12 protein-coding genes are annotated in these 14,505 nt (G+C 57.7%); 7 read left to right on the forward strand and 5 right to left on the reverse strand.

Annotated features, from left to right (window positions below; all coding sequences use genetic code 11):
• Positions 1 to 5: 5 nt before the first annotated feature.
• Positions 6 to 2,540, reverse strand: a complete 2,535-nt coding sequence (locus Q1A07_RS10920; protein WP_299780609.1) for an HWE histidine kinase domain-containing protein — start codon at positions 2,538 to 2,540, stop codon at positions 6 to 8.
• Positions 2,541 to 2,723: 183 nt separating this feature from the next.
• Between Q1A07_RS10920 and Q1A07_RS10925 the strand changes: the two genes are divergently transcribed.
• From Q1A07_RS10925 to Q1A07_RS10945, 5 genes are all read left to right on the forward strand, one after another.
• A complete protein-coding gene (locus Q1A07_RS10925) occupies positions 2,724 to 3,101 on the forward strand; it encodes a response regulator (protein WP_299780611.1) in 378 nt (125 codons plus the stop codon).
• Positions 3,102 to 3,274: 173 nt separating this feature from the next.
• Positions 3,275 to 4,762, forward strand: a complete 1,488-nt coding sequence (locus tag Q1A07_RS10930; RefSeq protein ID WP_299780613.1) for an FAD-dependent oxidoreductase — start codon at positions 3,275 to 3,277, stop codon at positions 4,760 to 4,762.
• The gene (locus Q1A07_RS10935) at positions 4,759 to 5,163 is read left to right on the forward strand and encodes a hypothetical protein (protein WP_299780614.1); all 405 of its coding nucleotides are present in this window, start codon (positions 4,759 to 4,761) and stop codon (positions 5,161 to 5,163) included. Before Q1A07_RS10930 ends, Q1A07_RS10935 begins: the two co-directional genes overlap by 4 nt.
• Positions 5,160 to 6,206, forward strand: coding sequence for a hypothetical protein (locus Q1A07_RS10940; RefSeq protein ID WP_366944084.1), 1,047 nt, complete (start codon positions 5,160 to 5,162; stop codon positions 6,204 to 6,206). Before Q1A07_RS10935 ends, Q1A07_RS10940 begins: the two co-directional genes overlap by 4 nt.
• The gene (locus tag Q1A07_RS10945; protein ID WP_299780615.1) at positions 6,196 to 6,477 is read left to right on the forward strand and encodes a hypothetical protein; all 282 of its coding nucleotides are present in this window, start codon (positions 6,196 to 6,198) and stop codon (positions 6,475 to 6,477) included. Before Q1A07_RS10940 ends, Q1A07_RS10945 begins: the two co-directional genes overlap by 11 nt.
• Before the next feature lie 76 nt (positions 6,478 to 6,553).
• Here the strand turns inward: Q1A07_RS10945 and Q1A07_RS10950 are convergent, their stop codons facing one another.
• Positions 6,554 to 7,333: a LytTR family DNA-binding domain-containing protein gene (locus tag Q1A07_RS10950; protein ID WP_299780617.1), complete on the reverse strand. Its 780-nt coding sequence runs from the start codon at positions 7,331 to 7,333 to the stop codon at positions 6,554 to 6,556.
• Positions 7,334 to 7,426: 93 nt separating this feature from the next.
• Between Q1A07_RS10950 and Q1A07_RS10955 the strand changes: the two genes are divergently transcribed.
• On the forward strand, positions 7,427 to 8,638 hold the full coding sequence (locus Q1A07_RS10955; protein ID WP_299780619.1) for a serine hydrolase: 1,212 nt from the start codon (positions 7,427 to 7,429) through the stop codon (positions 8,636 to 8,638).
• Between the two features lie 89 nt (positions 8,639 to 8,727).
• Here Q1A07_RS10955 and Q1A07_RS10960 read toward each other — a convergent pair whose 3' ends face one another.
• A complete protein-coding gene (locus Q1A07_RS10960; RefSeq protein WP_299781960.1) occupies positions 8,728 to 9,030 on the reverse strand; it encodes a chorismate mutase in 303 nt (100 codons plus the stop codon).
• 388 nt (positions 9,031 to 9,418) lie between these two features.
• Positions 9,419 to 11,839: a methyl-accepting chemotaxis protein gene (locus Q1A07_RS10965; protein ID WP_299780621.1), complete on the reverse strand. Its 2,421-nt coding sequence runs from the start codon at positions 11,837 to 11,839 to the stop codon at positions 9,419 to 9,421.
• Positions 11,840 to 12,171: 332 nt separating this feature from the next.
• Between Q1A07_RS10965 and Q1A07_RS10970 the strand changes: the two genes are divergently transcribed.
• A complete protein-coding gene (locus Q1A07_RS10970) occupies positions 12,172 to 13,713 on the forward strand; it encodes an ankyrin repeat domain-containing protein (protein WP_299780623.1) in 1,542 nt (513 codons plus the stop codon).
• An 18-nt stretch (positions 13,714 to 13,731) separates the two neighbouring features.
• Here the strand turns inward: Q1A07_RS10970 and Q1A07_RS10975 are convergent, their stop codons facing one another.
• Positions 13,732 to 14,499, reverse strand: coding sequence for a 5-oxoprolinase subunit PxpA (locus Q1A07_RS10975; RefSeq protein ID WP_299780625.1), 768 nt, complete (start codon positions 14,497 to 14,499; stop codon positions 13,732 to 13,734).
• Positions 14,500 to 14,505 lie beyond the last annotated feature (6 nt).

Below are 14,505 nucleotides of genomic sequence, written 5' to 3' on the forward strand. Positions count from 1 at the left end.
AATGACTAGTCCAGCAGCCTGAAAAGCTGATCCTGAAGCTCGCGGTTTGACACCGGTTTGGTCAACAGAGGTACGTCTTTGAGCGTGTCGGGGAGGGCGGCACTCTTCCCATAACCCGTTACAAAAAAGAACGGCAATCTCATTTCATGCAGTTTCATTGCAACGTCGATGCTGTCCTTGTCTTTGCCCAGGTTGACGTCCAGAATGGCCAGCGCGACGGCTTCCATGTCCAGAAAGTTGAGTGCATCCGCTGAATTTGCAAAAATTTCTACCTCGGCAAAACCGAACTCTCGCATTTGATCGCTCATTTCTTTGGCGATGAGGTAGTTGTCTTCCAGCAACAGAACGGTGCCGGACAATGCCTCGCCGGAAAAACTGTCTGCATCCGCGACATCGGAATCAGCAGCGTTTTCAGTGTCGGGTGAGGCTGCGGTATCGTCGAAATGCTGATCAGGCAGGGTGAATACCGCTTTTACACCGGCCGGTTCAAACACTAGCTGAGTTGTCCCGCCAAGCTCATGAGGCACGGCATGCTCAATCATTGCTGTACCAAAACCCGTGTCGGCGGGTTTGCTTGCCGGTGGCCCACCGCGTTCCTGCCAGGTGACCTGCATCGCGCCGGGCAGACGCTCCAGGGTAATGCTCACCTCTCCCTTCTGGGTGCTCAGCGCGCCGTGTTTGACAGCATTGGTCGCCAGCTCATGCACGACCAGCGAGAATATTGGAGCGATCTGGACCAGCAGGTTTCGGTCTGGTCCTTCGAGGTGAAGTCGGGCGCCTGCAATTTCCTTGTACGGATCGAATTCCCGTTTGATCAGGCTTTTGATCGATACTGGGCCTGTCAGCGAGCGCGCGTTCAACTCGTGCGATGCGGCAAGGGCGCGGATGCGGCTTTCGACTGCGTCGGCGTAGCCATCGATCGAGTTGTATCGCCTGCGCGACTGACGCGAGACGGAGCGTACCAGCGCGAGGATATTGCGCACCCGGTGGTTCAGCTCGTCGATCATCAAGGATTGTTGTTGGTTCATCTTGTTCATCAGGGTCTGGCGTTCAGACGCATGCAACAGTGTTCGAACATGCCCGATGAAGTACTTGTCGTCTTCTGACCAGGCTTTGCTGCGGCCTCCGACGTTTTCGATATAGACGGAAAACGATCCACGGGGGGACAGACGAAGCTTTCCGTCAATTTCGGTGATGGGTTTGTCCGGCTTGCCCGCCCAAGCTACCTCCTGTGCGACTTCCCGGCGAAAGATGCAGATCGCGCTATCTGGCAGAATGCTGGCGAGCAGGGCGCCGGCACAGCCATTCGTCGCTTCCCCCAGGTCGGGAAAAGCATCCCCCAGGTTATCAATTGCAATCACGGTCCCGGTTTGCTCGCCTGCGTGGCGCTGAAGCCGCCGTAGCAACTCCGGTTGGGGTGATACGCCGAAAGAGTAATCTGTGCCGCCGCTGATGGCTGCGATCCCGTCAGCACCGATCACCTCCATCACCAGTGGGGCAATCTCGGGCAGCAGTTTTTCCATGCGGAAATCCTGTGTGTGGTTGCTTACGATGCTCTCTTCGAGCCTTCTGATGCGACCAAGCGTTTCATCGTTCCGAATGGCCAGAAGTTTTGCCGAAAACACGGGCACAAAGCTCTTCAACACCTCGCGGAGCATTGCCGGGGGCACTTTTCGGGTGCGGTTATGTAGTGAAATGATGCCCCACAGGCGATCCTCAACAACAACGTTCAGGGTCATTGTCGCCTGACTGCCGAGGTTGGCCAAATACTCCATGTGAACGGGCGACACGCCGCGACAGGCCGCGAGAGTGATGTCCAGTGGAGGCAAATCCTCGTGGGCGGCAACCAGAGGAATCGGCACCTGTTCAACGTCTTCAATGACCCTGACGGGTACTTTTTTCATTATCGCGCGCGCCTGCTCGGGAATATCCCAATGCGGAAAGCGCAACCCCTGAAAGGTCGGCATAGAGGGCCTGCACGTCTCGGTGATAACCTCACCGTTAAACTCATGGTCGAATTGGTAGATCATGACACGATCGTACCCTGTGAAATGCCGCATGAGATCAACGGTCAGCTGCAACAATTCCTGTCTTTCCTCGCATCCGTGAATCTGCGTCATGAGGAAGTTCATGGACCGGAATGCTTCGGCTCCACTCAGAATGTCGGTGTGCGCCTGTTCGAATTCCACAACGTGAAATCCCCCGCTTTCAAAGGCGCTGATGGCGCAGAGTGTGCCGTTCAGTTCGTGGTTGAAAACCGAAAGATTTTCTCTCGAAAACTCAGTGCGTGAGGCGGCGTTTTGCAAATCGTGCCAGATTTCAGAGCCCAAAACCTCTTTGGCCGACGTACCAAGCAGGTCGCGCAGAGGCCTCCCCAGTGCATCAGAGCAGTTTTCGCTCGCATAGCAAATCAGACTGCTTTTGGGATCATAGGCGAGAAGATGTCCGAAGGGTTGTACAATACCGGGAATGTGCACGGGCTCTGTGGCGCAGTTGTCGAGTGCTTGCTGCAATTCCGCCTCAGTCAAACGCCGATTCATTTGTTTTCCCTGCTTGGCTAACGCGTTGCGTGTACATACACAAATCTCCCATAAGTTACGGGCGGTTATGTCTCGAACGGTCCAATATTGCTCTTCCCACTTGTTCTAGCGTAGTGCATAAATACACGCTAGGGGCGAAAAATCAGCCAGCCAATGGAGGGAAAATTGGCACGAATTCTTCTGATGGAAGATGACCTGGCGCTAAGCTTTCAGTTGTCGCAGAACCTGAAAGAGGCAGGTCACCATGTTCAGACCTGCAGTACGGCCTCCGCCGCACAGGAGGAGCTTTGGCGCGCAGAGTTCGATCTGCTGATTACCGACGTCATTGTGAAGGTGGATGGTCGATCTGTGCCTGACGGCGGTATTGGGTTGATTTCGTGGGTTCGGCGGACAGAGAAATGTCGCACCATTCCAATCATTGCGATTACTGGTACCGCCAAGTTTCCCGGTATGGAACACATCCTGTCGACCACCCGTCAGGTCGGCGCAGATGTCGGTATCGAGAAGCCGGTTGACGTTGACCATATCCTTGAAGAAATTGACTTTCTAACATCCGGATGATGGGAAGTGCGAGGCACTTAGCTGTGTCTGCTTACGACCAACTTGCGGCTGATTGCTGATTTGTACGCCTCATTTTTTATGTCTCGCAGATACGATCCATTTAGACCTTTTTGATTTTCACGGATAATCTTGGGTAGAAAGACACAAACAACGCGTTCCGGAAAGGAATGGGCATGAAGACATTTGGAAGGCGCGCCCTTTTGCTGGGAACCGGCGCTGCGGTAGGCGCTTTGGCCACCCGTTACCTGCATCCGAACCTGACGCCGATCACCGATAGCCTCTTGACCGACATGCCGTCCTCGGACCTGATGCTGAACGACGCCAGTGAGTTGAGCGCGACACCAGTTTACCGTCACATCACGATGACAGAAGACCCGACCAACGCCCTGGTTGACCGTCTGCGCGCTGAAATGGCCGAGGCCAAAAGCGGGGGGCGAGCGATCAATATTGGTGCCGCGCGGCATTCCATGGGCGGGCAGGCCATTCCAACGGGTGGTCACGCAGTTACATTCGACAACGGAATGGTCGACCTCGACAGCGCGGCAAAAACCTACCGTGTCCATGCCGGGGCGCGCTGGTCGCAGGTGATCGCAGCACTCGATCCCATGGGGTTTTCGCCGCAGGTGATGCAGTCCAACCATGACTTTGGCGTTGCGGCGACCTTTTGCGTGAATGCTCATGGCTGGGCGGTGCCCTTTGGCCCGATGGGGGCTACCGTGCGGAGCATTGATCTGCTTTTGCCGGATGGTGACCTGGTGCGCTGTTCCCGGCAGGAAAACCCGGAGCTTTTTGCCATGAGCATGGGGGGCTATGGGCTCACCGGTGCCATCGTTGCAATGGAGGTGGCGGCGGAGCCGAACCTCAGGCTTGAACCGTCATTTGAACGCATGCCCGCAGAGACATTTGGCGAGGTCTTCGCTCAGGTGGTCAACGATCCGCAGGTGAACATGGCCTATGGCAGGTTGAACGTGGATCACGGCACCTTTTTCGAAGAGGCATTTCTGGTCACCTATAGCCCCTCCGCCGATCAATCCGATCTACCGGCCGCTGCCGGTTCCGGCGCGGTGTCTCATCTGGCCAGCCGCGTTTATCGCGCGCAATTGGGCAGTGAACCGGGCAAAGCCCTGCGATGGGCCTTTGAAACAAAACTCGGGCCGATGGTCGGCGGCGGGCCAACCACGCGCAACTCCCTGATCAATGAGCCGGTGGTCACGCTGGATGATCGCAATCCCCACCGTGTCGACATTCTGCACGAATACTTCGTGGCCCCTGAACGGTTCCCGGAGTTCCTGCAGGCCTGCCGCGACATCATCCCGGCCTCCTACCAGGAGTTTCTCAATGTCACGTTGCGCTTCGTGGATCGCGATCCCGAAAGCTGGCTCAGTTACGCGACCGTGCCCCGCATTGCGGCGGTGATGTCCTTCAGTCAGGAGAAAACAGCCCGCGGAGAAGCCGACATGCAGCGGATGACCCGGGCCCTTGTCGGGGCGATCACCGAAATCGGCGGCAGTTACTATTTGCCCTACCGTCCGCATCCGACCCTGGCGCAATTTCAAAACGCCTACCCGCGTGCCGTGGAGTTCGCGACGGCAAAACGCGTGCTGGATCCGGGCGGGCTCTATCGCAGCGCGTTCTGGGACACTTATCTGGAGCCGCTATGAGCCTTCTGCAAAAGATCTGCCTTGTCTATGTCGCCGTGCTGCTGGCCGCGGCCTCGCTCAACTACATCCCCGGGCTGACGGACGCGGAAGGGCTGGCCTTTGGTATCTTTGCGCTCGATATCTTCGACGACGCCCTGCATGTCGCCTCCGCGCTCTGGGCGCTTTTTGCAGCGCTCTGGTCCAAACAATCCGCTAAGTTTTTTCTCATCGTGTTCGGCGCGCTCTACCTGGGTGATGGCGTCTTCGGGTTCTTCACCGGCTATGGCTATCTTGATCTGGGCATCTTCACCAACGCTTCTGCTGGACTGTCATTCACCTTCCTGCGGCTTGCAGCGAACGTTCCGCACTTGCTGTTGGGTGGGGTCGCGCTTTGGGCCGGTCTGAAACTGGATCGCGCGTGATATCCCTGTTGTGGCGCATCATCCGAGGCGCGATCCTTCTTTTGCTGCTGCTTGTCGTTGTGTTGCTGATTCCGGTTGCCCATAACGAGATTGCCTGCCGGGGCGAAAGCATTCCCAATGACTACACCGCGATCTTGCCAGCAGAGCATCACCGCCCCGAGAGCCGCACGTATCTGACCTATCCCGAATGGCATATCGTGCATGCCTACGACGACTACGCGCAGGTCATCGCAACCGGTGATCCACATGATTTTGGATTTCTGCAGGGTATTCACGGGTTCTGGGCCTCGCTGTGCGATCTGTCCAAGATTTCAGGTCAGCATGGCGGATTTCCCTGGGAGACCAAACAAATGGTCTATGTGATCGGCATCAGTTTCACAGTGGAATTGATGTTCAAGGCCGCCTATGAGGAGACCGTTGGGCGCGCCGTGGTTTGGTTTCGTGGGCCGACACGCGCTCCGCTGGACGATCTTTCCGCACAACAGGCGCGCGGATATGCGACCTTTCTGCAGCAGGTGCCGTGGTACCGGTGGGACTTTCTCTCCGATGCCGCGGCCTTGGAGGCCGCCGCCGCGACAGGTTTGCGGGACCGTGAACGGCAAATAGCCCTTGGTCTGGAGTATCGGACGAAGGCAGCCTATGCCGGGGCTATCAGCGCTGCAGTCGAGAATGTCGGCGCCGATGCGTTAACCTTGCGTATGATCGTGACAGGCTATGCTGGGGCCGCGCCGGAAGGTGTCACCGTGGTTGCGCAACGCGATGAAGGCACGGAACTTGAAACGCCGCGGTATCGCGTGCTGACTGAACTGATGCTGAGCATGGCGCAGGACGGTACGGATTTTGTGGAGATTGCAGGAAATGATGACATCATGCTGACGGTTCTTGCCGATACTGCCCAATTTGAAGGTGCCCGCAGTTCTATGCGCCGGCAGGGGTACGGCGACTATCGGCATCTGGTCGGGCTCAAGGTGCGTGATCTTGGAGATCGGCTTCGTGCCTTTCTGGCGACGGGCGTGACCGTGGAGCACATCCATGACTATTAAATGGCTGATGGGATTGGGTGTTCTTGGTACCGGTTGGCTTGCGCTTCTGGCCTCGGTGATGCTGCTGTCGAGCGACGCGCCTGCGGCGTTGGTCCCGCTTGCGACAGCAGATTTTATCGATGCGTTGCCGGACCATATTTCGATTACAGACACCACGGCGCTTGGCACGGTGCTTGTGAGCGACGATGCGGATTTTGTCGCCCAACTCTACCGGGCGGGGGCTGTTGTCGTGCTGCCGGCGGGGTTGATGGGCTGTGCCCCGCTAACCTGATCCAGAAGAGTTGCGCGAGACGCGCAAAACACCCGCATTTGGGGCGGCCTCCGAAACACCAACCCAGAAGGTCACTCTACGTATCAGCTTTTTGCGCTGACAGCACCGCGCGTACCTCTTTGCGGAAGGCTCGTCCGACGGGCACAGTTTCCCCGCTTTTCAGGAACAGTTTTCCGGCCCCACCGGAATGGGTCAATCGGTCCATCTGGTCCTGCGCAACCCACCAGGATCGGTGCACACGCAGGCCATATCCTCTCAAGGCGGCATCAGCTTCTGACAGGGAACCCCGGATCAGGGCTTCGCCCAAGCGCGTGCGGGCCAGAACATAGTGATCCTGTGCCCGCAGCCACAAAATCTCTCGGCCAACTTCCGGCGGCAGTTTGTTCAGCCAGTTCTGTCCCGCATCGGTCACTTCGGTCTTGTGACGCGCCGCAGTCCCAAAGCCCTCGTAAATCAAACCGACGATCACAGCGACGAATGATGCGTAAGGCGTGAGCATCCGGACTGACGACAAAAAAGGTTCGGCAAAAAATGCTACATCCAGCGCCGCGACAAACAGGGCGATTGGAACGCCCGCAATCATGCCTCCCAAGACGACTGACACCCGCGGGGACAGGTCCCAATCCTCTGCGTGGCTGGCACACGTCATCGATGTCAAAAAGCCCAGCCAGAAACTCCCCAGGCTGACCAGGCTCCAATAAACGATGCGTACGCCCAGAACCAAACTGTTGAATGTGCCGAAGGGCCCGGTGGCAAAGACCAGTGCCGTTATCGCCAGAAAGATGAGCCAAAACCGTGAACTGGCCGCAAGCACGCGCGCTTCGGCCAGCGCAAAGGCAAATGGGGTGTCGTTCACGAATAAATACCTGACGTTGGCGACACGGTGCTTCAGCCCTGCACAATGTCGGGCTAGCACACCGGCAATTGTGACCATACGAGGACATCTTTGATGAGGATTGCAAGCCGTCTTATGCGCATCGCCTTGGGAATTCTGATCTTGCTGGTCTTGGCAGGGGGCGGTGGCTTTCTATGGCTCTGGACCTCGCCATATTGGGCGGGCATCACGCTTTTCTCTGACGGTAAGCGGGTCGAGAATTTCCGAACCATGGAACGGGTTTTCCCCTATCGCGATGTTGCGGCTAGCGGGTCGGTTTGGGCGTTTACGTCCGACCCCCGCCCGTTACCGCAAACTTATAGGTACAATGGTGAGCTCCGCGACACCGCGACGTTCCTCGACGAGACTCAAACGACCGGACTGATTGTGGTTCATGACGGCGTAATCAGCCATGAGGAATACCGGCTGGGCGCGACTGGGACTTCACGTTTCACCTCTTGGTCTATGGCGAAATCGGTTTTGTCCGCACTGGTCGGCATAGCCCTCAAGGAGGGGCATATCGGCAGTCTGGCCGACCGCATCGACCAATACGTGCCTGAACTGGTGGGGTCGGGATATGATGGTGTCACGATTGAAGACGCGCTCACCATGTCTTCCGGCGTGTCCTTCGATGAAGATTATGGCAATCCGTTTTCGGACGTGAACATGCTGTTTTTCAAGCTCGCTGCGGGTGCCGACATGCGGGACACGCTGGTGACTTTGGTCAATGACAGACCGACCGGCACCTATAACAACTACGTCAGCTCAGACAGCATCGCGATTGGTCTGATGCTGGAGGCAGCAACAGGTATGCCGTTGGATAGATATCTGGAGGCGCGCCTCTGGACGCCTATGGGCGCCGAAAGCGATGCGTTCTGGAGCACCGGGCGCGCGGGTGCCGTTCTGCCGTTTTGCTGTCTGAATGCGCGATTGCGCGACTACGCGCGTTTTGGCCGCCTCTACCTGATGTCCGGCAGGCGCGGCTCTCATCAGATCGTACCCAGCGACTGGGTCACCTACTCAACGCGACCAATCGGGCCGCATCTTGAGCCGGGCGAAAACCCGGCATCTTCCTGGACCTTTGGGTATGGGTATCACTGGTGGATCCCCGAGGCGCCTGAAGATGAATTTCTCGCGATTGGGATTTGGGGGCAGTACATCTATGTTGATCGTTTTCGGCGGATCGTGATCATAAAATCCAGCGCCGATCCTGATTTTGACACCCGTGATCATGAGACTGTCGCTGTTTTCCGAGCGATCTCAAAGAGCATCGCTGATGGTCGATAGCCTTGGCCGGATGGAGTTATATTCCATCTTACATGGCTTCCCATGGTCTGCTGACCTTGTGTCTTGCAAGAAGCCGCAACGTAACAGAGTCACGCGCCGAGGTGTTCCGCTTCACGGTCAATAGACCACTCGATCAAGCCGCGCCAAATGCTCTCTACAAGGACCGGATCCAAGCCCTGTGCGCGGGCGCGGGTTGCGACATTGCTTACGACTTCTTCAACCCGGTCCGTGATGCGTGCGGGCAAGCCCTCTGCTTCTTTGAGGACGACAGCGCGATCAATGTACCGGCTGCGCTCCGCAAGAAGATCAATCAGATCGGCATCAATAGCATCTATTTCAACGCGAAGATCCTGCATCTTTTCGCAGAGATGTGGCGGTTTTCGGATGGTCATCGCGCTTCCTTCTTTGTGATTTTGAGGTCTGACGTGCTCGCCCATCGGCGGTTTTCGCTTTCGTCCGTCAGATATATTTGTACCTCCCGAAATCACAAGACGGCACTGTGCGGCCTCTTGTCCCTTGGCCCCTGATATGAAGTGGAGTTGAGATGGCTCTGGCCGCGGGTCATCTGAATGCTTTTCGAAAAGGTTGTCGTACTCACTGGGAATGCAGCCCCAAAGAAGGAGGCGTGGATACGATCTCGCGCAGAAGTCGACGCACAACAATCGCAAAATCCTTGTTTGAGGTGATGCAACCGTGCGACCTGAGAGACAAACAGTTTCGCGTCTTTCAATGATGGTACCGCGCAACGGGTGCACGGTACATGATTTGGTTTGGTTGTGTTCAGTTCACTGCCGCTTGCGCATGCGTTTCGGCGCCAGCACCTGTTTTGAAGCACCCGCTGGTTTCGATAAGCGCGTCGGTTCTCACCTTGAGCGCGGCGGTCGATGCGGCAGTTTCCTCGAACATCGCAGCATTTTGCTGGGTGACGCCATCCAATTCATTCATTGCGCCACTCACCTGTGTGAGGGCCGCCGTTTGCTCAACCGTCGCATTGGCAACGGAATGCATGGCTTCGTTCAGACCTTCAATAAAGTCGGAAATCCTGGAAATCGCATCGCCGGTTTCATCCACCTGCTTGGCGCCTTTGGTTACCTGTATTTCACTTGTTTCGATCAGGGTGTTGATCTCGCTTGCAGCGGTTGCCGCGCGCTGCGCCAGTGCGCGGACCTCCGAAGCGACGACACTGAAGCCACGTCCACTTTCGCCGGCTCTGGCCGCTTCAACACCGGCGTTGAGTGCAAGCAGGTTGGTTTGAAACGAGATATCGTCGATCAGTGAGGTGACCTTCGAGATTTCTTTGGAGGCGTGCACAATGGCAGCCATTGATGCCACGGCCCGCTTCACGACATCCCCGGTCTTGTTGGCGATATCCAACGCTTCATTGGTCAGATCTCGTGCTTCGCCGGCCTGCGCCGAAACAGAGTCGACCGATGCCGACAGTTCCGCCACCGCGCTGGACGATTCCTGCAAAGACGCCGCCTGCGACTCGGTGCGTTTGGCCAAGGATTGGGTGGCATTGGCTATCGCATCCGTATCAGCATCGATCGCTTGCGCGTTTTCAAGCACAGCATCTACCAGTTTCGCGATCTGCATCAGCGAAGCATTGAACGATTTTTGCAAATCGAGGAACGCGCCTTTGAAATCACCGTCCATACGCGCGCTCAGGTCGCCGTCATGCATCTTGCCCGTGACCCTGAAGATCGCTTCAAGGCCTGTCTCCACGGTCTCTAGTAAGTCATCTACATGGCGTCCGACCAGAGCAAGATCCTTATGTTTGGATGACATGGACACACGTGTCGAGAAATCTCCATTACCTGCAGCCTGCGATACCTGACCGATCCGCTCCTGCAAGGCATCCTGCTCTTTCTGCCGTTGCGCTGCTTCTGCTGCGGCACGCTCGCGCTCCTCATGGAGTGCCTTTTGCTCGGCGAGCATTCTCATTTGCTCTTCTGCCATGGCGCGATGCTCTTCTGCAGCCTTTTCGGCCGCTTCCGTCAGTTCAAGATTTCGGATCAGCGAGGATCGAAAGGCGCTGGCCGCTTCGGCGATAGAGCCAATTTCTGTTTCTCCTGCCAGGTCGCTGAAGGTCACGGCGGTGTTGCCCTGCGACAATGCCGAGATACGTTCAGAAAGATCTTTTGCCGGTGCAACGGCAGAGGTTTTGAGTATGCGCCCGATTCCGAGCGCTAAGCCAGCGCAGATCAATGCGGTTGCCGATGCAATGACCATCCCGATGTATTTCGAGGAACGTATGTCGTTATCCAGGTCCCTGGTTTGTTCGTAGAGGCTCACGTCGATTGTCGAATCAAGCTGTGCAAGCGCCTCCAGGGCCGGGCCGTCCGACACCTTGACGAGCGCGTCGATCTCCAATGCTGAAAGACCTTCCGCCACCGCTCTTCGGGCTTGCTCCAAGCCTTGTTCGTATTCTGAAACAACTTCTCTCAAGGCGTCGAGTGCTGCGATCTCGGTGGCATTGTTGGATAGGGATGCGTAGAGTTCGATATCAAGCTTTGCACGCTCCAGTGATGCCGTGATTTTTTCGACGCGCGGGGCGTCCTTGCGCAACACGTAGTTCTTGAAATGGTGGATCATGCCGCCATAGCCAAGTGCGCTTCGCAGGTCGCTCAACAGTCCGGATTTGCTCTTGCTTCCTTCTTCCGCAGAGAGGCCTGTGGCCTCCACATACGCAAGCTGTTGAACGGCGGCGATGGCGGCAAGAGCGTCGAGTGCTGGGGAATCGTCAATCTTGACGACGGCATCAATGTCCTCCGGCGTAGCCCCTGCCTCCACCATGGCTTTGACGTCTTTGGATTTTGCCAGATAGGCGGCAACGACGGCGGTGATGTTCTCTGCGTGTACCTTGTTTTCGGGGCTGGTTCTGGCCAGCCGCTCCAGCGCAATTGTCGCAGCATGGGCGTCATCAGAGATATCGTCGAAATGCCGTTCCGTGCCTCTGAGGACATAGTTCTTGAAGGAGTGGATCAAACCGCCGTAACCGACCGACGTAATGACCTCGCCCAACTCAATGCCAACCGGGTCGGCAGAATGCGACAGGATGCCTGCATCGCGTTCGGATTCCATCAAAAGATAGACGATGACGGCAGCACAGGCCGTCAACAGCAAGCCCGCAGATGTCAGTGCCGCGACGATCATGCGAAAAAGAGTATCAAGCGAGGTATTTTTGAGTGATTCCGGTAACATGTCGGCCTCCTAACGAGTGGTCGGTCCCGATCTGTATGCCTTGGGATACCCTAACAACCGGTTAGCTTTGAGGCAAAATCTGCACTTTTTTGCATACTCGGAAAAACCTCAAAGATCAGAATGTGTTGCGTGGCAGAACCGGTGAAACTGGTGGCCCGAATGCCTTCCCTCTTGGCATGAAGCGGGGTGTTGGGGTAGTCTGTTCTAGCCGACTGAGGGCGGCACCCAGGTCCGCGGAAAGCCGTCATCGGCGCCCTTTCATATCGCTTAGAACACTTTGGTGTTTCTCATGCCCGATCCAGCGGACCGAAGGGCAGGATATGAGGAAACCCATGACAAAATCCCTTGATCAACTGCGACGTGACGCAAAGGCTTTGCGCAGGGCTTATGAAGCGGGCGAAACCTATGCCCGGCACCGTGTTGCCAACCACCCGCCGCGCCCCGATGGCACCCTGCTGAAACATGCTGATTTCCTGCATGTCATCGCCCGTGAAAATCAGTTTGAAAGCTGGCCCGCCCTGAAGCTCGCCGCCGAGCTTCAGGGGCTTGATCGCGCGGCCCGGCAACAACGCCTCAAGATCGCGATCTTTCAGGGTCAGAATCATGTAATTGAACGCTTGCTCGCCGATACACCTGATTTGGCGGAGGGGCTGTTCGGATTGCAGGTGGCATTATATGATCTGGCAGCTGTGAAAACGGCATTGGCGGACGATCCGCAGGTCGCCGTCCGCCCCCATGGTGCGCGGACACCCATGTGTCATCTGGCCTTTTCCCGGTACATCCATCACCGCCCTGACCGTGCGGACGACATGATCGCCGTTGCCGAACTGCTTGTGGCCCATGGGGCGTCTGTGAATGACTCCATGCCGGTGGCACCGGACAATGATCACCCGCTATCCGCTCTCTATGGCGCCATAGGTCACGCGAACAACATGATGCTCGGGAAGTGGCTGCTGGAACGCGGTGCGGACCCGAATGATGACGAGTCGCTCTACCACGCGACGGAACTTGGACACCACGAGGGGCTCCGGCTGTTGTTGAAACACGGAGCCGATCCGCGCGGCACGAATGCGCTGCTGCGGGCCATGGATTTTCACGATGTCGAGGCGGTCAGGCTGCTGTTGGCTGCAGGCGCGAAACCCAATGAATTCGATGGCACCCATGTGGGCGGAGAGCGCCCGTGGGTCATTCCAGCCTTGCATCAGGCCGCGCGCCGGATGTCCGACCGTGAGATGATCGAGCTTCTGCTTGAGGCGGGGGCGGACCCCGCGGACACCTACGAAGGGCATTCGGCCTATGCTTACGCGCGTGTGTTCGGCAATCAGGTTCTGGCGGATGCAATCGAGGCAAAGGGTACTGCGCCACGTTTGAGCCCGGTAGAGGAGCTGCTTGCCAACGCGGCGTCAGGCGGGGATGTGGGTGACGCACGGATCGATCCCGCACAGTTGCCCGGAGCCTACCGGGATATCATCCGCATGATCCTGCATCTGCCGGGCAAGGGCGATCACATCAAACGTCTGGTCGGACTGGGGGTCCCTTTCGATGCGCCTGATGCGGAGGGCCTGACCCCGCTGCATGTTGCAGGCTGGGAAGGCCTGCCCGAATTGATGACGTACTTCATCGAAATCGGTGCCGATCTGGATCATCAGAACGGCTATGGCGGTACACTATTGTCGACGATCCTGCACGGTTCCGAGAATTGCCCGCAACGGGCAGAGCGTGATCACGCGGCTTGCCTGATGGCGGCGCTGGAAGCAGGTGTGCCCGTGCCACGACGCGCGCCGGATGCGGCTGGTGATCCGGCGCTGGCCGATCTGCTTGCAGATTGGGTGGACCGCCACCCGGAGCAGGTGGTGGACGGCGGGCCGCTCTGATCCTCAGAAAGGCCCTGATCAGCGGCGACCGTCAAACTGCGTGACGGTTACCCCCGCTGTCTCCAAAGCCCCCCGCACGGAGCCGGCGATCTGCACGGCCGTTGGCGTGTCTCCGTGCAGGCAGATCGTGTCGATATCGGTTTTGATCTGCTTGCCAGAGGCTGTGATGATCGCGCCTGCCTGTACCATCTCGACCATGCGCTGGCCCGCGACCTCCGGATCGTGGATCACCGCACCCGGCAGGCTGCGGTCCACCAGCGTTGCATCATCGTTGTAGGCGCGGTCCGCAAAGATTTCGCCCGCACAAGAACACCCGAGCGCCCGCACGGCGGCTTCCTGCGCCGTGGCACAGAGCACCATGACAATCAGGTCGGGATCAACGGAGAGCGCGGCCTCGTAGCAGTCCCGCGCCAGCTGTTCGTCTTCCGAGGCCATATTCGCCAGCGCCCCGTGCAGTTTCAGATGCCGCACCTTGGTGCCCATCGCGCGCGCGACTCCGACCGAGGCCGCCACCTGGTAGCGAATGGAATTCTGAAGCTCGCCACGCGGTATGTTCATGCGCCGCCGCCCAAACCCCTGCAGGTCGGCAAAGCCGGGGTGCGCGCCGATGCCCACGCCGTTTTCCATCGCAATGCCCATGGTGGTCGCCATCACCTGCGCGTCCCCCGCGTGCGCGCCACAGGCGATATTGGCCGAGGTCACGATTTTCAGCAGGGCGGCGTCATCGCCCATTTTCCACGGGCCAAAACTCTCTCCCATATCGGCATTCAGGTCTACGCGGGTCATGGGGTC

Origin of the sequence: uncultured Roseobacter sp. (assembly GCF_947492555.1) — a bacterium.
GTDB lineage: Bacteria > Pseudomonadota > Alphaproteobacteria > Rhodobacterales > Rhodobacteraceae > Roseobacter.

Excerpts from the sequence above, each read along its gene's own strand:
- Q1A07_RS10955 (WP_299780619.1), top strand. The coding sequence starts at position 7,427 with ATGAGGATTGCAAGCCGTCTTATGCGCATCGCCTTGGGAATTCTGATC.
- Q1A07_RS10970 (WP_299780623.1), top strand. The coding sequence starts at position 12,172 with ATGACAAAATCCCTTGATCAACTGCGACGTGACGCAAAGGCTTTGCGC.
- Q1A07_RS10965 (WP_299780621.1), bottom strand. The coding sequence starts at position 11,839 with ATGTTACCGGAATCACTCAAAAATACCTCGCTTGATACTCTTTTTCGC.
- Q1A07_RS10935 (WP_299780614.1), top strand. The coding sequence starts at position 4,759 with ATGAGCCTTCTGCAAAAGATCTGCCTTGTCTATGTCGCCGTGCTGCTG.
- Q1A07_RS10975 (WP_299780625.1), bottom strand. The coding sequence starts at position 14,499 with ATGACCCGCGTAGACCTGAATGCCGATATGGGAGAGAGTTTTGGCCCG.
- Q1A07_RS10930 (WP_299780613.1), top strand. The coding sequence starts at position 3,275 with ATGAAGACATTTGGAAGGCGCGCCCTTTTGCTGGGAACCGGCGCTGCG.
- Q1A07_RS10925 (WP_299780611.1), top strand. The coding sequence starts at position 2,724 with ATGGAAGATGACCTGGCGCTAAGCTTTCAGTTGTCGCAGAACCTGAAA.
- Q1A07_RS10945 (WP_299780615.1), top strand. The coding sequence starts at position 6,196 with ATGACTATTAAATGGCTGATGGGATTGGGTGTTCTTGGTACCGGTTGG.
- Q1A07_RS10920 (WP_299780609.1), bottom strand. The coding sequence starts at position 2,540 with ATGAATCGGCGTTTGACTGAGGCGGAATTGCAGCAAGCACTCGACAAC.
- Q1A07_RS10960 (WP_299781960.1), bottom strand. The coding sequence starts at position 9,030 with ATGACCATCCGAAAACCGCCACATCTCTGCGAAAAGATGCAGGATCTT.